The 20,670-nt window shown below is 42.3% G+C and carries 11 protein-coding genes; 4 read left to right on the top strand and 7 right to left on the bottom strand.

Annotated elements, in window-relative coordinates; genetic code table 11:
• Nucleotides 1-49: 49 nt before the first annotated feature.
• From BM375_RS10460 to BM375_RS10430, 7 genes are all read right to left on the bottom strand, one after another.
• Nucleotides 50-2,449 carry an ABC transporter permease gene (locus BM375_RS10460; RefSeq protein WP_093365861.1) on the bottom strand — a complete coding sequence of 800 codons (2,400 nt, stop codon included), beginning with the start codon at nucleotides 2,447-2,449 and terminating at the stop codon, nucleotides 50-52.
• Between the two features lie 81 nt (nucleotides 2,450-2,530).
• Entirely contained in the window at nucleotides 2,531-4,930 is a 2,400-nt protein-coding gene (locus BM375_RS10455; RefSeq protein ID WP_093365860.1) for an ABC transporter permease, read from the bottom strand.
• A 72-nt stretch (nucleotides 4,931-5,002) separates the two neighbouring features.
• Nucleotides 5,003-7,429: an ABC transporter permease gene (locus BM375_RS10450; RefSeq protein WP_093365858.1), complete on the bottom strand. Its 2,427-nt coding sequence runs from the start codon at nucleotides 7,427-7,429 to the stop codon at nucleotides 5,003-5,005.
• Between the two features lie 103 nt (nucleotides 7,430-7,532).
• Nucleotides 7,533-9,896, bottom strand: a complete 2,364-nt coding sequence (locus tag BM375_RS10445; RefSeq protein WP_093365857.1) for an ABC transporter permease — start codon at nucleotides 9,894-9,896, stop codon at nucleotides 7,533-7,535.
• Between the two features lie 85 nt (nucleotides 9,897-9,981).
• On the bottom strand, nucleotides 9,982-10,659 hold the full coding sequence (locus tag BM375_RS10440) for an ABC transporter ATP-binding protein (RefSeq protein ID WP_093365856.1): 678 nt from the start codon (nucleotides 10,657-10,659) through the stop codon (nucleotides 9,982-9,984).
• 109 nt (nucleotides 10,660-10,768) lie between these two features.
• Nucleotides 10,769-13,135: an ABC transporter permease gene (locus tag BM375_RS10435; protein ID WP_093365854.1), complete on the bottom strand. Its 2,367-nt coding sequence runs from the start codon at nucleotides 13,133-13,135 to the stop codon at nucleotides 10,769-10,771.
• A gap of 120 nt (nucleotides 13,136-13,255) precedes the next feature.
• Nucleotides 13,256-14,506 carry an efflux RND transporter periplasmic adaptor subunit gene (locus BM375_RS10430; protein WP_093365853.1) on the bottom strand — a complete coding sequence of 417 codons (1,251 nt, stop codon included), beginning with the start codon at nucleotides 14,504-14,506 and terminating at the stop codon, nucleotides 13,256-13,258.
• Nucleotides 14,507-15,172: 666 nt separating this feature from the next.
• On the opposite strand from BM375_RS10430, the gene BM375_RS10425 reads away from it, so the two are divergent.
• From BM375_RS10425 to BM375_RS10410, 4 genes are all read left to right on the top strand, one after another.
• Nucleotides 15,173-16,480 carry a TolC family protein gene (locus BM375_RS10425; RefSeq protein WP_093365852.1) on the top strand — a complete coding sequence of 436 codons (1,308 nt, stop codon included), beginning with the start codon at nucleotides 15,173-15,175 and terminating at the stop codon, nucleotides 16,478-16,480.
• 237 nt (nucleotides 16,481-16,717) lie between these two features.
• On the top strand, nucleotides 16,718-18,079 hold the full coding sequence (locus BM375_RS10420) for a sigma-54-dependent transcriptional regulator (RefSeq protein ID WP_093365850.1): 1,362 nt from the start codon (nucleotides 16,718-16,720) through the stop codon (nucleotides 18,077-18,079).
• Nucleotides 18,080-18,082: 3 nt separating this feature from the next.
• Entirely contained in the window at nucleotides 18,083-19,411 is a 1,329-nt protein-coding gene (locus BM375_RS10415; protein ID WP_093365849.1) for a sensor histidine kinase, read from the top strand.
• Nucleotides 19,412-19,430: 19 nt separating this feature from the next.
• Entirely contained in the window at nucleotides 19,431-19,913 is a 483-nt protein-coding gene (locus BM375_RS10410) for a hypothetical protein (RefSeq protein ID WP_093365847.1), read from the top strand.
• Nucleotides 19,914-20,670: the final 757 nt, after the last annotated feature.

Here is a 20,670-nt window from a genome sequence, read left to right as displayed (position 1 = left end):
ACTCTACCTCAATATTCAATACCTAATTTGCAATACCCACTACTATCACCTACTCATCTCGTAGATTCTCGGCGATATTTGCACGAGATACTTTTATAATATTGATGCCTATAGTAAATGTGGCAATGACCATTACACTACATGCAGCCATAGCAAACAACCAAGCGTTCAGCGGAATACGATAGGCAAAATTTTGCAGCCATTCATTCGCAGCCCACCAACCTAATGGCAGAGCAATCAATACCGCAATGGCGATAAGGCGGATAAAGTCTTTGCCAAGCAACAAACTGAGTTCGGAGGTATTCGCGCCTAATATTTTACGGATACTGATTTCTTTTGTACGTCTTCCTATTAAAAAAGCTGTCAAAGCAAATAACCCGATCATGGCGATGGCAATAGCGGTGGTCCCGAAAAAAGCAACGATGCGCTGTAAGCGTAGATGGCTGGCAAACAATTGTTGAAAATTTTCATCTAAGAAAGCGTATCGGATCGGAAACCCTGGCTCTATGCTCTTCCACAGCTCTTCGATAGCGGCAACAGATTTCTGTACATCAGGACCATTGAGTTTTACGAGAATTGCGCCCCCTGATTGGAACATGCAAGCTTGGTTGCCAATAGTAAATACAGCGGGTTGTATCTGCTGTTCCAAACCTAGTACATTAAAATCTTTCACGATACCCACGACTTCGATGGGTATGCTGTCGCAATTAGGGTAGGCAATATATTTCCCACCAGCCTGCTGTAACCCCAGCTTATGTGCTGCGGTCTCATTGATAATGGCTGAACGTGTGCTTTGATCAGCTTGACTATCATTGAAGTATCTACCGTCTATAAGTGCGATACGGAGTGTTTCGAAATAATCTTTACTCACTTTAACCGAGCCAAGACGGTACGACTCTCCCTCATGCTTAAAATTCATAGTTGCGGTGTCAGCAAACTGATCGCCAGGGACTTTCGTGCTTTTCGCTACAGATGTTACGCCCGGTATGCGTAGAAGTTCGTTCTTTACTTTATCGAAATCATCTTCTCGGGTTTTCATCAGTAGAGCCCGTATGCTTAACACCTGCTCTCCAGAAAAACCTCTGTCGAAATGTTGCATATAATTCAATTGGCGGTTTACCACCGCTATACCAATGATAAAAAATGCGGCAACCACAAATTGCACAACAATCAGGGTGTTTCGAAGCGCGAGCCCTTGTTTGCCACTGGAATAATCGCCTTTTAGCACTTTAGCAGTGTTATAACGTGAGAGAAAAAAAGCAGGGTATAGTCCAGATAGCAGTGTAACCGCAAACAAGCATAAGATGATTTGTAAAAGCAGATTCCACGAGAATTGGTTGCCAAAAATATTTAATGAAACTTGGAATTCCTGATTGAAATAAGGTAGGGCAATATGTAAAAGCAACATAGATATAGCCAGCGCAATAAGGCATTGCATGGCGATTTCGCCCATAAATTGCCAAAATAGCCTCGCCCTGCTAGAGCCTAGTACCTTTTTTACACCGACCTCTTTTGCTCTTCGTAAGGAAGAGGCAATGGACAGGTTACTGAAATTGACGGCTCCTGCAAAAAGAAGTAAGGTTGCCAATAACAATAGGATCGAGAGTGTAGTCATGTTGCTTGTCCCGTGTTTAGGAAAGTTGTGTATATCATGCACCGCATCTACAAATAGCCCCTCCTGTTTCCCCGATTTCCGAAATTCATGATAAGACAAGGTTTTATCCTTCATAACCCTCTCGGTATAATAAATCTGATCTATTGTGGTTTCCACCACGTCGGTAGGCAATGGGTTTTTGATTTTAATATAGGTGTAATAAGACCAATTCCCCCAATGATAGTTGTTCTTTTCGTAGGGCGAACGATATACTAATTCGATATCTAAATGTGAAGGGCCTTCTGGACGTTCTATGACAGCCGTTACTTCGCATTCAAATGAATTGAATACCTTTATTGTCTTTCCGATAGGATTTTCCGTGCCAAAGAGCTTTGCCGCTATATGCTCGCTAATAACCATGGCATTTGGTTTATGCAAAGGTGTTCGTGCATCGCCTTCCACAATTTTGTAGGGGAATACCTTGAAAAATAATGAATCGGCAGAAATTGTTCCCGCTTGCGAAATAACATTTTCTCCCGCAGCGAGTGGCACTTCAAAGGTTACATCTGTTGAAATTTTGGTAGCTGCTTCGATTTGAGGTGTTTTTTCCTGAAGTAAAGCGGCTAAAGGTGCCTGTGTATTCGAGGAAATATCGTTATCAGCGTCCCGGAGAGAGACCTTGAATACTTTCTCTAATTCTGGACTCCATCTATCATAACTCAATTCATGGTTGAGGTATAAAAGAATGATCAAAAAACTGGTTAGCCCTACAGCCAGCCCCAGAATATTGATGGTTGCATAACCTTTGCTTTTCCAAAGGTTACGAAAGGCAAATTTGAGATAGTTCTTTATCATTGTTATTAAATTATTCGTGATCAGTTGTCGGTTTATTGTCTTTGCTCTTTATTCCTTTATCTCAATAGTCATTACTACCAACTACTCATCCCTTAAACTATCCACAGGATTGGCTTTGGCGGCTTTAACAGCTTGATAGCCTACCGTCATCAATGCTATACCGATAGCAAACCCGCCGGCAAGGGCGAATGACCACCACGGAATAGTAATTTTGTCGTTGAAATCTTGTAGCCAGCCTGAGAATACCCACCACCCTAAAGGTATAGCGATTAGAAGGGCTATACTAATTAGGCTGACAAAATTTCCTGAAAGTAAACGAACAATTTTGAAGATACTGGCCCCCAATACTTTCCGTACGCCTATTTCCTTTTTCCGTTGCTCTGCGGTGAATGCCGCCAATCCAAATAGTCCTAAACAGGCGATGAATATCGTGAGCATAGAAAAAGACGTAATGATATTGTTTGTACGGCTTTCGGCCGTGTAATAGTTCTTGATATGCTCATCCAAAAACTGATAGTCAAAGGCGGCATCCGGTAATTGCTGATTAAATATCTGCTGGATTTGAGCGACATAGGGAGCGACGTTGTCCGTATTGTAGCGTACTAGAAAATAGCGGTAACTTTCGTTTGGTCTAAGCATACGGTAATAAATATAGCCCCCCACAGCTTCTTTTAAACTGGTAAAGTTAAAATTTCGCACAACGCCCTTGATAACGGAATTGGGAGACATTTCAGTAGGTATACGTTGACCTACAGCGTCTTGAGGGTTTTCATAACCCAGATATGCTGATACGACTTCGTTAACCAGCACATAGCAGGTTGAATCTGTAGCGGCTAGCTCTTCCGGTAGATCGGTGCCTGCAAGCAGGTGTAAGCCTAGTGCAGAAACGACTGGTCCTCGGCTACTCGAGGTACTGACGGGTAAACCCTCGTTAGTCTCTCCACGGCGGTGCATGGTTTTGCCGCTTTCTCCAAAACCAGGGAATGTCTGCAAGGTAGCGATACTGGCTGTACCCGATAAGTTCTGGATCGACTGCTTGATCGTATTGAACTTGTCCATTGTGTTAATGGACCTGATCGGAATCGTGACGATATTGGATGGCTGATAACCTAAATCTTTATCCGCAACATGACGCATTTGTAAGGATATGATTATCACGCCGATAATCAGTACAATAGAACAGGTAAATTGGAAAACGACTAAGCCCTTACGTATGTATTGGGCAATATTGCTCTGTGTGATGATGTTCTTCATCAACGACAGGCTTGGGATATTGGCCATCAAGAAAGCAGGGTAACTGCCACCCACAAGCGTTATAACAAGCCATATCAATAAGGCAATGCCTATATTCTCTAGGCTAAACAACTGTGCAACATGTATATTGGTGCCAATAATGGTGTTAAATACAGACAGTACTGATGTGGCCAACAGCAATCCTAAGCATATGGAAAAGAAAGAGAGAATACCTGTTTCCATATAAAACCGGAATTTTATTTGACTGCGGTGTGCCCCAAGTACTTTGTTTACACCCACTTCTTTGGCATTCTTCTGTGAGCGGGCCGTTGCCAGATTCATATAATTGATACAAGCGATGAATATAATCAGCATGGCGAGTATGAAGACGGTCTTTACAGCATCGATACTACCTGTGCGTGTGGACATGTTATCACGCAGATCTTGAGAATGCAAGTAAACTTGTGATAAAGGCTGTAAGAAAAAGTTTGTGTAATATTGGCGATCTTTGGGAACGTATTTTTCAATAAATGCTGTTGTTTTTTGTTCGATATCTTTAGGATTGGCGTTGCTATTCAGCAAGCAAAAGGTATAATAGCTGGCATTTGACCAGTGTACATTTTTACCCATCCAGGAATCCATCATATTTAAAAAAATATCGCTTTCGAATGAACTATTCTGTGGTAAATCTTGGAAAACACCGGAAATCGTAAGCGTGTCTTGTTGGTTGATAATTAGCTTTTTGTTTAAAGCAGGTTCATTACCAAACATATTTTCTTTTTTACTTGCGGAAATAACAACACTCTTAGGGTGCTTGAAAGCCAATTGTTTATTCCCTTCTGTAAATTCAACATCAAAGATGTCAAAGAAGGAAGAATCGGTCAGATATATATTCTTCTCAAAAAAGTTTTTTTCATTTGCGTTGACAGAACCAAAACCTGTAAAATCCAATCGTACCAAACGGGCAAAAGCCTTAACTTCTGGAATATCACTCAACATCGTTGGGCCAACAGCATTCGGCAAGTTGCTCCATTTTTCATGGTTATATTCGGCCGTTGCCTGCATCAGCACACGGTAGATATTGGCCTCTTGTTTAAACTGTCGGTTAAAGCTCAACTCTTGTCGGCCGTATGTGATTAATAGAATGGCTACAGTGAGGCTAACGGCCAGTCCTAAAATATTAAGTAAACTGAAAAAACGGTTTTTCAGCAAACTTCTCCACGCAATTTTGAAATAGTTTTTTATCATTTTTCTAGCTATTAGACTTACCTATCTTTTGTTTCTTCATCTTTGTTCTTTTATCCTACATCTCATGACGCACTACTCATCCCTTAAACTATTGACAGGATTAGTGCGTGCCGCCCTGATAGCTTGGTAACTCACTGTGAGTAACGCTACAAGAACCGCCAGCAAACCCGCCAACATAAACATCCACCATTGGATAGGAATGCGGTAAGCAAAATCGGCCAGCCACTCATTCATAGCCCACCAGGCAATGGGTGAAGCGACGACGATAGCGATAAGCACCAGCTTCACAAAGTCTTTGGAGAGTAAACCTACAATACCGGCCACCGAAGCACCAAGCACTTTTCGGATACCGATTTCCTTGGTGCGTTGAAATGCTGTGAGTGTTGCCAGGCCAAATAGGCCGAGGCAACTGATAAATATCGTAACCCCTGTAGCCAGGTCAATCAGCTTTGCAGTACGGTGTTCGGTTTCATAAAGCGTCTTTATATTTTCGTCGGCAAATTTGTATTCAAACGGCGCGTTCGGGTAAAAGGTTGTCCATTCTTTTTCCATTGTCGCCAACGCCTTTTTCCATTGTCTCCGATCGTTAGGCAGTTTGATATGGAATACCTGTAATTCTCTTCTTTTGCCCGAAGAACCCAATAACAAGGGCTCTATCTCTGCACGCAATGACTTTTGGTGGAAATCCTTGAACACGCCTACTACGGGGAGGCTAACACCATCGTGCTGTATGAGATGCTGTCCGATGATCTGTTCCGGGGCTTGCAAGCCCAAAGCCTTTAGCGTGGCCTCATTGACCAATATATCGCGCATCGTATCGGTCTGCAGGATATTGCGTCCTGCCAACAGTTCGATTTGGTAGAGATCGATGTAATCTTTATCGATGTATTTCCGTGGAGCATGCAGTTGTATGCGTCCGGTATCTGCAGTGAAATAGTATAGGTTGCCCCAATGGTTATTGCTCTGGGGTTCGTGTCCCAAGGCGATGCCTGCTATCTCGGGATATTTTTCCAATGCCTGTTTGTACAGGAAGGGATCGACATCGCTATTTTGGTATGATTTATAGGGCATTCGAACATTCACGATAGCATCATGTACAAATCCTAAGTCTGCTTTCAATGTGTAATCTAGTTGTTGTCCGATGATCAATGCACTCACGATAAAAAATTGGGCAATGATAAACTGAAACACGATCAGGGATTTGCGCAAGGTAAGGCGCGTTCCCTTGATCTTTGTCTCTACCTTCCCTTTTAGGGTTTCTACCGCACGTACCCTGTTGATTAGATAAGCGGGATAGAGACCGGCGAAAAATGAAATCAATATTAGCAGTCCGAAAAGAAATATACCCACGATAAGACTGTTATCGAAGCGGTCTATTCCCTTGGGCATGAACTCCGGGAATATCGTTTGGAATAAGGACACCAACGGCCACGAAAGCAATAAGGCAAAAGAAGTGATGAACAACGTTTCCACCATAAAATTTGCTGTAAGAGAAACGGGTCTTGCTCCCAACGTTTTTCGGACACCGATTTCTCTGGCGCGTTGCGGTACTTGTGCCGTGCTGAGGTTGATATAATTGATGCAGGCCAGGATGAGCAAGAACCCGCCAATCGCGATAAGGCCATATATTACTTTTATGTCTGCGCTACTCCCATCTGTATCGTGTTGCCTTTCGAAATGTTTGTTTACTAAAGGAAATGACCCAAATTGCACTTTGGCTCCCATAGCGAGATGCTCTTCGGCGGCAGTCTCCTTATAGCGTTTATGAGCTACGTCCAATAAGTGTTGGAGAGAAGATTTGTTTTTTGCTTTCACATAGAGGGTGTGATTGGAATTCATGCCCATCCAATTATGGTCGCTCCATTGTTTTTCGGGAATGGGCATAAAGACCTGCGCATTAAAGCTGCTGGGGAACGGAAGATTTTTGACCACGCCCGATACGACCAACTGTGTCGTATCACGCATGATTACCTTCCCGACAATGTCGGCCGGGTCGCTTTTCGGGAAATAAACTTTTGCTCTATCTGTTGTCAGCACGACATTGTTGGGGTCAGCAAAGGCTGTTTTGGCATTGCCAGCAAGCCATTCATAGGGGAGAAGGTCAAAATAACTCGTCCGTGTACCTACAATTCCGCTTTGTTCTTCGAGCAATAAAGGTTCTTTTTCTCCCTCTTGCGGTATAGAGAAGCGCTCGATATATTGACTGTAAATTGGCACCACCAATGTGCCCTCCAGCGATTCATCGGCTAATAGTGGTGGCATGCCCAGCGGAATGCCTGCGAAGCTGCTTTTTTTACCCTCATATTCTTGAGCAGATACAATCTGGTAAATATCCGTCAATTCGGGAATCTCCTTGTCGAAGCTAAATTCATAATGCACCATACTGAATACCATCCAGCAGGCACTGATACCGATGGAAAGCCCGACGATATTCAAGACTGTGAAGAGCTTGTTGCGCCAAAGGTATCGAAGTGTGGTTTTAAAATAGTTCTTTATCATCTTTTTAGTTATCAGTGGACAGTTGTCAGTGATCAGTTTGTTTTCTTTGTTCCTTTATTTCTTTACCCTTTGTTCTTTCGTCCCAAATATCAATACGCACTACTTATTCATCCCTTAAACTATCCACTGGATTAGCTCGCGCGGCACGTATTGCTTGGTAACTGATGGTAATCATCGCTATGCCGATAGCTATTACACTACCCGCAACAAATGTCCAGATGCTCAAATCCGTTTTATAGGCAAAGTTTCCGAGCCATTGGTTCATCAGATATAGGGCAGCGGGGCAAGCAATCAGTATGGCTATACAGACAAGTACAATAAAGTTCTTTCCCAATAACTTTACGACACCGAAAACACTTGCACCAAGTACTTTTCGGATACCTATTTCTTTTACCCGTGTCTGGGCTTCATGCGTGGCCAATGCGAATAGACCTAATGCGGAAATGAATATCGCAATACCTGAAAAAATATTGAATAATAGACCTGTCCGTTGCTCCGTTTTATATAAATTATCGAATTGTTCATCGATGAACGTGTAACTGAAAGGAACATCAGAGGGATAACGATTGTATATCGTTTCTAAGGCCTTAATAGCTTGCTGTGCTTGATCCGTGGTCGTTTTGACGTACAAAGTACCAGCTCCCCAACGTGTCCAGAAGACCATCGGACCTATTTGCTCTTTTACGGATTTAAAATGAAAGTCTTGAACAACTCCGATAATTTGTCCGGGAATATCGTGGAAACTCATACTTGCACCTACATAAGGCGGTGTCAACCCCATTTGTTTGGCCAATGTTTCATTAATGATATAGCCGGACGAATCTGCTGGTAGGCCTGAGAAGTTTTTGCCTTCAAGGAGTTGGATATCCATTAACGGAATAAAGTCTTGATCAATGGTTGCTTGTGATACGATTAGCTTATTGTCCTTGGATTTTCCAGGCCAGTCGATATCACCGGTAGAGTGAAAATAATCGGTCAGGTTCCATACACCTGTAACAGATACGCCTTGAATGGCACTATTGCTCTTGAGCTCATCGCGGATAGCGTCGATATGTTTATAGGCTTCATCAGGCAGGCCAAGGGTCAACACGTGGTCTTTGTCATAGCCCAAATTGATTTGCTGGATATACGTGAGTTGATTTTTAATAACCAACGTACATACGATAAGGGTAATAGATATAGTAAACTGGAAAACCACCAGTATCTTCCGAATAGAATTTGACGTAAGCTGTTTCAGTGACTTTCCTTTTAAGGATTCGATAGGTCTGAAAGCAGATAGCTGTATGGCTGGATAAATACTGGAAAGACTTAATGTTCCGAAAATAGCTAACCCAATGTACAGCCACATGGAGCTGTTATAGAGCGAGTAGCTCAGTGACTTCTGTGCAATTTGGCTATAACCGGATTGAAGGGCAAAGATGAGCACGAAGGCAATAATCAATGAAATGCAGAAGACGACTATTGTTTCGATGACGAACTGAAAAAACAGTTTTGTTCTGCTCGCTCCGATTACTTTGCGTATCCCGACCTCTTTTGCACGGTCCAACGCTCGGGCAGTGCTTAGATTGACATAATTTACTGCACCTATAACCAACAACAAGATCGCGATAATGCTGAAAATCTGTACGGTACGAAGACTTGATTTGTTGCCGTCAGGAGTAATTAAATGCATTGTTTTTATGGGATCTAACACGAATACCGTCGAAGTTTCGCCATCCCTCGCTTTGGAGAAAGCATCTGATATAACTTTGCTTATCGCATCAGGACTGCTGTTGGGTTTTGCTTTGATGTAAGTGGCAAAGCGGTAGCTGCCCAAATCTTCATCAATAGTCTTCCATTTGCCATTTCCCCCGAAAATCTTAGCGAGGTAGCCTAGTGGAATCATTATATCAAATTGCAAAGAAGAGTTGTGGGGTACATCCTCTAAAATACCGGAGACGAAGAACAGGTCGTCGTCCCAGCGAAAGGTCTTTCCAATAACGTCTTGACTTCCAAAGAGCTTTTCTGCTGTTGATTCGGTGATAAGTGTATGGGTATAATTCGTCTGAAAACCGGTGAGCGAACCTGCACGTAGTGGAAAATGGAATATATCAAAAAAAGTACTATCCCCATAACCGACCTTCAAACCAGTTACTTTGTGTTTTTTTTCATCATTGACCAAGGTTACATTCCAATCTTCAGAAAAGCGTGTCGCAAATTCGACATCGCGAGAGGTATGTGCATAGTTCACGACGGGGCCGGGGGAGGTCCCCCATATCGAACCATTATTTTTCGGGTCCAAATGGGAGTTTACTTTGTAAATACGTTCATAATCAGGATGGAACTTATCAAAGCTGCGTTCATCTTGCACCCACAGTATGATTAATATGGACGCTGCAAGGCTAATAGATAGGCCCAGGATATGGATAGCCGTGTAGAATTTTTTCTTCATCAGCGCCCGAAACACTTTTTTTAATTTTCTTAGCATAATGTTTAAGTTTCTAATCGTTCGGTATTTGGTTGTTTAACCGACTAATCGACGAACCATGTTAGCGTCTATGCTCTTCGTTCTCTCAGACCGTCGACGTTTCCATAATGACCTGCCCATCCAGCATACGGATTACGCGGTCAGCGAATTTTGCATCGTGTTCACTGTGCGTTACCATAACGATGGTTGTGCCAGCCTCGTTGAGTTCGGTCAATAGGTGCATCACCTCGTTACCATTGCTGGAATCCAGGTTACCTGTAGGCTCATCGGCAAGGATCAGCTTTGGATTGTTGACCACTGCACGTGCTACAGCGACACGCTGTTGCTGACCACCGGATAGCTGTTGTGGAAAGTGATTGCGACGATGCATGATCTGTACTTTCTCCAAGACTTCTTCGACACGGCGCTTACGCTCAGCAGCAGGGACATTGGTGTATACCAATGGGAGTTCCACGTTTTCAAACACGGTAAGCTCATCGATTAGGTTGAAGCTTTGGAACACGAAGCCGATATTGTGTTTGCGCAGATTAGAGCGGTTGCCCTCTTTAAATTTAGCCACTTCTGTGCCATTGAAAAGATAGCTGCCTTCATCCAAATCGTCCAAGAGGCCAACGATATTAAGCAAGGTAGACTTGCCACAGCCAGAAGGACCCATCACAGCAACGAATTCGCCTTCTTTTACGTGGATGTTCACGTTGTTCAACGCTACCGTTTCCACCTCTTCGGTGCGGTAATATTTCTGTAGGTTTGTTATTTTTATCATATCTTTTTTAGTATTGCGAATAGCGATATGCGTATTGCGATTTTTGTATAGTTTGTTAAATTTCTTTGATTACTTCGTGTCCAGTTGTCTCTGTCCGCTGCCTACTTATTTATTCATCTCTTAAAGTTCTCGTTGGGTTTGCGGTTGCTGCACGCAAGGCCTGTGAGCTGATAGTCAATATCGCTATCGAAACAGCTACCAAGGCTGCCAAAGCAAATACCATCCAACCTATTTCTATTCGGTAGTTGTAGGAACTGAGCCAATCGTGCATAAACCACCAAGCTAAAGGGAAGGCAATAAGACAAGATATTCCCACTAATACAACAAACTCTTTATTGAGCATGCCTATCAAACGACCGACTGATGCGCCCAATACTTTGCGTATGCCAATCTCTTTGGAACGTTGTTCGGCAGAATAAGAAGCAAGACCGAATAACCCCAAACAGGAAATGATGATGGAAAGTATGGCAAATACGGCTGCCAGCTTCTGTATCAGCATTTCAGAGTAAAATTTATTGTTAAAAGATTCATCAAGGAAGCGATAGTCAAATGGATAACCCGGATTGTTCGATTTGATGATCTCTTCGATTTGTGAGATTGTTTTCGGCAGATCAGCACCTGCCTTCGTCTTAATGTTCATTATTCCGCTGCTTGGTGAGGCATAAGGAATGAAGACAACAGGATCGGGGTCTGCATAGACATTATTATAAACAAAATCTTTCACTACACCTCTAATCGTATAAGGTTCTCCCGATACACGCAAAATCTGTCCGGCAACCATGCCATCAGGTTTTATCATTTTTGCAAATGTTTCGTTGATAATTAAAGAAGTGCTGTCTCCAACATATTGGGGATGGAAATTGCGGCCATCATGCATTTTCATACCTAAGCTTGGTATCAAGCCCGGGTCAGTTCTGAGACGTCCAATAAGTATATTCGCGTTCGGATCTTTGCCTTCCCACTCAAAATTACTGCTGTTGTTATGTATGTTAAGCACATTCATATCCGATATGCCAACTTCTTCGATATTTCCGGTAGCTTTCAGTTGCTCTTTGATGACATTTATATGTTGTCCCATGCTCCCTTGTACCCAAGTAGTAATTACTTGACTATGCTCAAAACCTAAATCTCTGTTCTTCGCATGCTGTATCTGTTGATAGATAATGGTAGTACAGATAATCAGTACAACGGAAGCCGTATATTGTAGGATAACCAATCCGCGACGGATGAACCCAGCAGCACCCGCTTTTTGTTTTGCGCCTTTCAGGGTTTTTAGCGGATTAAAAGAGGATAGGTAGAATGCTGGATAACTGCCGGCTAACAATCCACAGGTTAGGATAATTCCGATAAGGAAAACAAGATGTGATGGTTTAAATACATCGATTGTTAGCTCTTTCCCCAGTAGGCTATTGAATGGGCCAATAGATAAATGCATCAAACCTATGGCAAATAGTGCTGATAAAAAAGCATACATCAAAGATTCACCCAAGAATTGAAGTACAAGCGTTCTACGGCTTGCTCCGACGACTTTGCGCATCCCTACTTCTTTTGCTCTTTTCTCCGATCGGGCTGTTGCTAAATTCATAAAATTAATGCAAGCTATCAACAATACCACCCAAGCGATAATACTGAACAAGCGAATATACTTTATAAAACCTTCTTGCTCATTGCCATTCTTGTCGAAACTGTTGTACATGTTCCAGCGCTCCATCGGGTAAAGGAAGTTTTTGGAAAATGTTACTTGACCATCGGTTTTGCGTTCTACAAATTCCAATAATGGTTCGTTGACTTGTGATACATCTATATTTGGTTCCAATTGTACCAAAGTTTGAATACCATTATTGCTAAAGCTCTGTAACCATTCCTGACCAGCTTCATACTTTTTGAAGGGTATTAACCAATCAAACTGAAAACTGCTATTCTTCGGAAAATTCTTTACAACACCTGACACAACATAGTCCTCTTCGTTGTTCACCCGTATGGTTTTTCCCAATGCTGGAATATTACCAAATACACGTTTGGCGCTTTTTTCAGTCAATACAATATTGTTAAGCTCGGACAGCGCAGTATGAGCGTTGCCTTCTAAAAAAGTACTGGATAACACGTCCAATATCTCTGGATCTGCATACAGCCCTCCTTGGTAAAGGTTCTTGTCTTCCACTGAAAAAAGATTGCTACCGTTTGCCATACGGACAGCATGCTTGATGCCTGGGATTTCTGCTTTTATCGCTGCCGCTAAAGGGCCTTGTGTTGCTTCAAATACATAGGTTACATCATCGTATTGTTGTTTGGACTTTACACTGTATATATCCTTTTTGTGAGGGAAGTGGTCATTTCGGGTAACCTCATTTTCTACCCATAGAAAAATCAATGAAGCAGCTGCAATACCTACGGCCAGACCGAAGATATTCAAGAAGCTGTAACCTTTGGTTTTCCAAAGGTTACGAAAGGCTGTTTTTAAAAAGTTTTTTATCATGTTTATATGATTGCACTGATTTAATATGATTATCTTCGATGATCCGCCAACTGGCGGATCGGTTCCACATAGTTATAAGATTATCTAACCTTCTCAATACGCTATACGTACTACTCAATACTATTTCACATTTAACTCCTGTATTTTATCGTAAGTCTCATAGCTGGATACGATTACTTTATCGCCTGGCTGTAAGCCACCAATGACTTCGTAATATTCCGGGTTTTGGCGACCAAGTTGTATATCCGCCCGATATGCCGTTTTTCCATCTTTATCCAGTTTGAAAATCCAGTTGCCGCCTGTCTGTTGGTAGAATCCACCTTTAGCAAGCAATAAAGCTTTAGTCTCATCGCTCAATGCCAATCGGATTTGTAAGGTCTGTCCACGACGCACGCTCGAAGGTGCTTCACCTTCAAACTCCATATCTACTTGGAAACGGCCATTAGTTACCTGTGTGTATACTTTTTTGATTTTCAGCTTATAGACTTTTCCGCTCAGTGTAAACTCGCCTACTTGATCGGTAAAAATGCGGTTGATATAGTGTTCATCAATTTCAGCACGTACTTTGAAACCGGTTAATACATCAATCTGTCCAAGACGTTCGCCTGCATTTTTGCTTTGCCCTATTTCGGCATCAAATGAGGTTAGTTGTCCATCAACAGGGCTACGGACAATAAGATCGCCTACTTTTTGACGCATAAGTTCCAGGGCACTTTGGGTTCGCTCGTATGTTTTCCTATCTTGTGTAGCCTTCTGGTTGTTCGAGACTTCATCCTGCTGTAAGATCTGCTGGGTCAATTCTACTCGCTGCTTTTGATAGTTGTACTCGTTCAGCGATTTTTGATAGTCTTGAGAACCTATGGCCTTTTCTTCGTATAGCTTTTTATTGAGGTTATAAATACGCTGGGCTTCTTTCAAGCCCTGTTCCACGTCTGCCATTTGATTGCGGTTGGATATGGTAACCTGTTGGGCATTGGTCTGTGCGATTTGTGCTTGTGTCAATAAGTTGAGAACTTGTGTTTCTTGATTGACGAGACTTAGTTCCAAGTCTGTATTTGATAAACGCATAATCGGGTCGCCTTTTCTCAGAATTGCACCGTCCTCTACATATTTCTCTTCTACACGTCCACCTACCGAAGCATCCAAATAAATGCTGCTGATTGGCAATACCGTTCCGTTGATAGGAATAAACTCCTGAAATGTGCCTTCTTTGACTTCCACGATGCTGATGCGCTCAGCCTCTACATTTAAGCGGCTATTGCCACTGGTAAAGTAGTAGCTTGCGCCTATAAGTCCAACGATACCGACAACGCCTGCTATTGTTAAGATGCGTTTGGTATTCCATTTCTTCTGTTGTATCGGTCTGTCCATTAAATGAAGTAAAAATTAATAAGTCAAAATTATCTAAAGATGAGCTCGCTAAAGTTCGGTTAAAAAAGGACTGTATGATCGTTCTTTGCCTAAAGTTGCCTATAATGTTGTGCCACTTTTGTAATCTATTGATAATCAGTTGTTGTGTTGGGGATTTGAATATGTGGGTGTTCGAAATCGGACAGTTTTTTGTTCGTAAGCGAACAGGAGATCGTATCCCTGTCGCTCTTCGACTCCGTTGAGAGTGATAGAGGGTCCTATCACCAACTCGTACTCGTTTGCAAAGAGTATGAAGAATGGATTTTTAGTTCATTGCATTTGTAATGCAAAAAATAGGTTTCGTACAATGATTTTTTGCAAACAAATGTCATAGTGCATCCTCGTTATCGCTACGCTTAAACGAGGACGAGATAAGGGAAACTAATTGGTCTAAGAGTGAGAGCTATGACAAAAAGCTATAACTTGACGTCTATACAAAGAAAGTCTTTATTTAAGTCCTCATTTGCAACGATGGTATAAGAGCTTTTCACTCCTTGATGTCCGTCAACGAACACCTATCTGTCCGATATCGGACAGTTTTTCTAAGCTTTGTTTTATCTAATTTGTTGATGTTTAGCTGTTTGTTGGTTTGGCACAACCTGTGGTAGAAAAAGGTAAAAGAAAATCATGAGATACCTGATATTGTTTTATATTGTTTGTTGTTTAGTAAGCAGTGGGAGGGGGCAGGAAAAAAGTCTGTCCCTGACTGACTGCATGGAACTGGCAGTGCGGAATAACCCGACTTTGCTACGAAGTGAGTTGCAATTGTCCCGAGATAAACTAAACTTACAACAGGCAAAATACGAACGTTTACCATCGTTGAATGCGAGTGCGGGGCATAGTTGGAGTCAGGGAAGAACCTTAGACCAAAGTATCAACCAATATGTAGACGTCAATTCGGCTTATGGTTCGCAAGGTATAAACGCATCATTGCCGATATTCACAGGTTTCGGTATCCTACACGATATCCGTATGAAAGCCAATGCCAAAGAAGCCGGGAAATTGGAGTATGAGGGTAGTGTCAACGAGTTGAAGCTTGATGTAATAGAAGCCTATCTGGGCGTATTGATGGCAGAGGATATACTTAATCAATCTATTGCGCAATTGGAAGTAACAAAAGAGCAAATGCGGAGAGCAGAAGTGATGCAAAAAGAGGGAGCGTATTCGCCGGGAGATTATTATGACCTAAAAGGCCAATTCAGCATGGAGCAGAATGCTATTGAGAACAATCAGCAAAGCCATAACATCAGCCGCTCGAGATTGGCTTCACTGCTCAATATTGCTGTCGAAGACCTTCCGGGCATCGAAGCCGTATCGACAACAGACCTGTTGATGGAATATATAGATGCGGAATCTTTATTCGCACAAGCACAGCAATCCGTTCCCAATATAAAAGCTTTGGATTGGCGTATCAAGGAAGCTAAGGAAAGTATAAAAGTTGCGCAATCAAATCTATGGCCCAGCCTATCGCTTAACGGTGGTTTCAACACGAACTATTCTAGTTCCAACAGTGCTTCTTATTTCAGTCAGATGCAGAACAATATCGGAAAAACTCTTTCGCTCAATTTGCAGGTGCCGCTTTTTAATAGGATGCGTAACCGTACGCAGGTCAAACAGATGCGGTTGAACATGCAGGATGCCATTTATAGCCGCGAAGTTCAGTTAAATACGCTACGTCAGGAAACTGCCAATGTGATTTTTAACCTTACTGCATTGCGGGGAAATATTAATAATTTGCAAACACAAGTTGAAGCTTTCGAAGAATCCTTTCGCATCGCTACGGTGCATTTCGAAAACGGAAATAGCAACTCTTACATTTTTTTAAATGCCAAAACTAGATATGACAATGCTCGTAGCCAGTTGGTTGTCAAGGAATACGAATGGTTGTTACAGAAGTATATCAACGATTATTATGCAGGAAATCTGGGCTGGTAATATCCCGGTGTTGACAAGAGGTACACGACAAAAAACCGTTTTCCAAAAAAGCAGATTGGTTTTTATCAGCCCCACATCCACCACCTCAGCCCTGATCGAGATAGTTCCTTAGGAGCTGCTTCGCGGTCGTGGCGCCTTCTCACAATGACGACAACGAGGGCTTGCAAAGATCTGTCAAGCATCCATTGACAAGTTCTTATTGAGGTAGTGAAAAAAATGTAATATCTTAGTGCGACCATGAAGAAAGCAACCATATTAGTAGTAGACGATGATCAGGACTTGTTGACTGCGGCGCGTATCTTGTTACGCCCCAAAGTGCACGAAGTATTGGTTGAGTCGAATCCCGAAAAGCTTTTGCGTATTTTGGAGAGCAAAGCAGTGGATATGGTGTTGCTGGATATGAATTTTAAAAGTGCTATTCATACTGGAAATGAAGGACTCTATTGGCTCTCCAAGATAAAGGAGAGCTATCCTGCTATCCAGGTCGTCATGATTACAGCCTATGGAGCGGTGGATTTGGCAGTGAAGTCCTTGAAGCAAGGTGCGGCAGATTTTATTGTCAAGCCTTGGCAGAACGAACAGCTGCTGCAAACCTTGGAAGCGGCATTCCATGAAAAACAACCCGCTAAGGTTGCCAAAACATCCAGCTTGCGTACCGGTACAGACGTGAATCTGATAGGGCGATCGGCTATTATGGAGGATCTGCAATACAAGATGGATAAAGTTGCGCCGACAGAGGCGAACATTCTGATATTGGGAGAAAATGGCACGGGTAAAGATCTTATTGCGCAGGAAATCCATCAGCGGTCTCTGCGGAACAAACACCCTTATGTTAAGGTGGATGTGGGCTCGCTCACAGAAACACTTTTTGAAAGTGAGCTTTTTGGCTATAAAAAAGGGGCATTTACTGATGCGCGGGAGGATAGGAAAGGTCGGTTTGAAACTGCCCAAGGGGGAACATTGTTTTTGGATGAAATCGGAAATATCAGCTTGCAGCAACAAGCGAAACTGTTGAGTGTATTGCAAAACCGACATGTTATACCATTAGGTTCCGTACATCCCATTCCGATTGATATACGGTTGTTGAGCGCAACGAACGTAGCGCTTAAAACACTTTCTGATGAAAATCGTTTCCGAAAAGATTTAATATACCGTATCAATACGGTAGAAATCCAAGTGCCACCTTTGCGACAACGGGGTGAGGATGTCGTTCTGTTGGCAAACCATTTTCTGGATTTTTACAGCAAAAAATACCATAAAAATATTTTTGGGTTTGAAGATGATGCACTCCGTAAATTACGGACTTACCACTATCCTGGGAATGTGCGTGAGCTACAATACAGTATCGAACGAGCGGTCATTATGTCGGATCAACAGTATATCCGTGCATTGGACGTGTTATTTTCGCCTATCGAACAGGAAACCTATGTAGGACCTGTCGAAAATCCGGAATTTAACAGCCACAATCTCGAAGAGATGGAACAGAAAGCCATCCGTGCGGCAATAGAACGATATAATGGCAATATCAGCAAAGCAGCGAAAGAACTTGGATTAACACGGGCGGCATTGTACAGACGTCTGGATAAATACAATATCTAAAGGATGAGATGGCAGACTGTACGTGATTTTTTTAAGCTCGTGCTTTTGATGGCAGGGGCAGTAGCTGTCGCTTACCTATACTTCCACAAGCAATATACCTATGCTGTTGTGCTGTTCTTGGTCGTGCTTTATTTTGCTTTTCGTTTTCATGCCCAGCACCGTTTTCTGTTGCAACAAATGCTCGAATTTGCCGAAGCGGTGAAGTACCGGGATTTTACTCGGCGTTTTGTGGTGAAGAAACCACTATCTACAGAAGGACAGCTGTATACAGCGTTCAACAACATCAACCAGGTATACAAGAATATCAGCATTGATATGGAAATCCAGCAACAGTATCTGCAAAAGGTTATCAATATGCTGGATTCAGGTATCATCTTTTATGAAGGGGATACAGGGAAAGTCATCTGGGTGAATGATGCGTTTAAGCAACTTTTTCAAGTTCCGCACTTGGGTAATATTAAAGGTCTGGCAAAACGACATCCCGATCTTTTTGAGAAAACGATGTTGCTAAAAGCGGGAAAACAACAGGTTGAGGCAGCCCATTCCAGTAAAGGGAAGATTAAACTCTTGATGCAAAGTACAGGCTTTGAAACCGAAGAAGGGTCATTCCGCATCGTGGTGTACCAGAATATCAATGAAGCGCTTGATGAAACGGAAACCCGCGCATGGCAAAAGCTCCTTCGCGTGCTTACCCATGAGATTATGAACTCTATAGCGCCGATTAGTTCGTTGGCGGAAACATTGCATACCCGACTGGAACAGGGCGATATTGAAGAGGGAATAGACGATCTCAAGTTGGGGATGTACACCATTAAGAGGCGAAGCGAGGGATTGCTACAATTTGCCAAGAGCTACCGGATGATTAACAAGGTGGATCAGCCGGATTTCAAAGAAATCCTGATGGTAGATCTTTTCGAAGGGATTTACCAGCTTCTGGAACCCACTATGTTGCAGAAAGGAATCGATGTGGATATTATTCTCAAAGATACGAGGTTGCTATTGAGTGCAGATCGAAATTTAATAGAACAGGTGTTGATAAACCTGTTGCTGAACGCTATTGAAGCCGTACAGGGACAGCAGGAATCCTATATCAGTATCAGTGGCATAAAGCGTGAAGAAGTTATCCAGATTCAGATAACCGACAATGGTAAAGGAATGTCTACGGAAATACAGGAGCAGATTTTCACCCCATTCTTCACGACAAGGAAATCCGGTACAGGTGTAGGCTTGACCCTAAGTAAGCAGATTATGTTGCTGCACGGTGGAACGATTTTCGTCGATAGTGAAGAGGGGAGAGGCAGTGTTTTCACCCTGCAGTTCCGCAATAATTAAAAATCTTTACTTTTGCCCTATGCGGTATTATTGGGATTTAATTAAGCATTTCTTTGTTTCGAACAGTCGTCATGGCACCCATTCGCCATTTGTTTACGGTTTGGCGAGTAATGTGATTTACCAAAACTCCCTTGCACAACCTGCAAAAGTTAATTGGCCACGAGATTACAACCCTTCTTACCGGCAGTTGTTATCCGATATATTGGCGTATTTAAATGTCGATCGATTAAGTGAACTCCCACCCGAAAATACAGCAAAAGCCTTATGGGTGGATCTGCAAGCATTGGATACGGTAGAGCTTCTTTCCGCCGTCCGTGATGGGAAAATATTGGTGGTGCATGAACCTTTTAAAACTTCAGCAACAAAGAAAAAGTGGGAAGAGTTGATTAAAGCCGAAGAGGTGACTGTTTCTATCAATCTTTTTCATTTCGGTTTGTTGCTCTATCGAGAAGGACAACGGAAAGAAAATTTTGTGCTCCGTTATCCTTTCTGGAGACGTTAAACAGCAGTTTATTTAACGATATAATACGGCTCATCGAAATATTTGCTTTTTTGGATATAAGCTATTTTTCTATCCTTATCAAAAATCCAGTTAAATCTTCGTAACAAATCAGCCCCAAAGTAACTTGTGCTTTGCATTCTCGCATTGCCGGTAAAGATACTTGCAGGTTACGACACTCGGTGTTTTATTTCCCTTTATTTTATACCAATGTCAAGACATCTTGACCATCAATTAACCTATATAATAGGATTTATACGATAATAATATGGTATTTATAGGGGATTAATAGGGATATACCCCTACTAACCCCCTATAAACCCTCTGTAAACTCCCTATAAAAACCCTATTGATATATAAAAAAGTAGGAGGCAATCTATATATGGAATTGGGTGTTACCCTGCTATCTGTGGTGTTGAGCGAAGCGGACTACGGATGGGATAAATCAAGGGTAGTCTAGAGAGAGACTACCTGTTCATAGCAAAGTCCTTAGACGCCCTTCGGAAGTCTAAGGACAGCATAGGGAGGTGATTTGGAAAAATAGGAGGCGTCTAAAAAATCTTCTTTTTGCTGTCATCCTGAGCCTGTCGAAGGATAAACAGTACTTTTTAGCAATAAATTGTGTGTTTCGACAAGCTCAACATGACAATTTATTGCCTTTTTAGACACCTCCTTTGGGTAACTTCCTTCGTCAGGGGTGAGGCACTGTCGCCTCCGGGGTAGTCACAACTTATCCATACGAATTTCAACACTGGATACT

It is taken from the genome of Sphingobacterium wenxiniae (assembly GCF_900116225.1).
Lineage (GTDB): Bacteria > Bacteroidota > Bacteroidia > Sphingobacteriales > Sphingobacteriaceae > Sphingobacterium > Sphingobacterium wenxiniae.
This window is presented reverse-complemented; position numbering and strand designations above follow the sequence as displayed.

What these genes read in the sequence shown, in the direction of transcription:
- BM375_RS10460 (WP_093365861.1), bottom strand. Translation starts at nt 2,449, where the DNA reads ATGATAAAGAACTATCTCAAATTTGCCTTTCGTAACCTTTGGAAAAGC.
- BM375_RS10455 (WP_093365860.1), bottom strand. Translation starts at nt 4,930, where the DNA reads ATGATAAAAAACTATTTCAAAATTGCGTGGAGAAGTTTGCTGAAAAAC.
- BM375_RS10450 (WP_093365858.1), bottom strand. Translation starts at nt 7,429, where the DNA reads ATGATAAAGAACTATTTTAAAACCACACTTCGATACCTTTGGCGCAAC.
- BM375_RS10445 (WP_093365857.1), bottom strand. Translation starts at nt 9,896, where the DNA reads ATGCTAAGAAAATTAAAAAAAGTGTTTCGGGCGCTGATGAAGAAAAAA.
- BM375_RS10440 (WP_093365856.1), bottom strand. Translation starts at nt 10,659, where the DNA reads ATGATAAAAATAACAAACCTACAGAAATATTACCGCACCGAAGAGGTG.
- BM375_RS10435 (WP_093365854.1), bottom strand. Translation starts at nt 13,135, where the DNA reads ATGATAAAAAACTTTTTAAAAACAGCCTTTCGTAACCTTTGGAAAACC.
- BM375_RS10430 (WP_093365853.1), bottom strand. Translation starts at nt 14,506, where the DNA reads ATGGACAGACCGATACAACAGAAGAAATGGAATACCAAACGCATCTTA.
- BM375_RS10425 (WP_093365852.1), top strand. Translation starts at nt 15,173, where the DNA reads ATGAGATACCTGATATTGTTTTATATTGTTTGTTGTTTAGTAAGCAGT.
- BM375_RS10420 (WP_093365850.1), top strand. Translation starts at nt 16,718, where the DNA reads ATGAAGAAAGCAACCATATTAGTAGTAGACGATGATCAGGACTTGTTG.
- BM375_RS10415 (WP_093365849.1), top strand. Translation starts at nt 18,083, where the DNA reads ATGAGATGGCAGACTGTACGTGATTTTTTTAAGCTCGTGCTTTTGATG.
- BM375_RS10410 (WP_093365847.1), top strand. Translation starts at nt 19,431, where the DNA reads ATGCGGTATTATTGGGATTTAATTAAGCATTTCTTTGTTTCGAACAGT.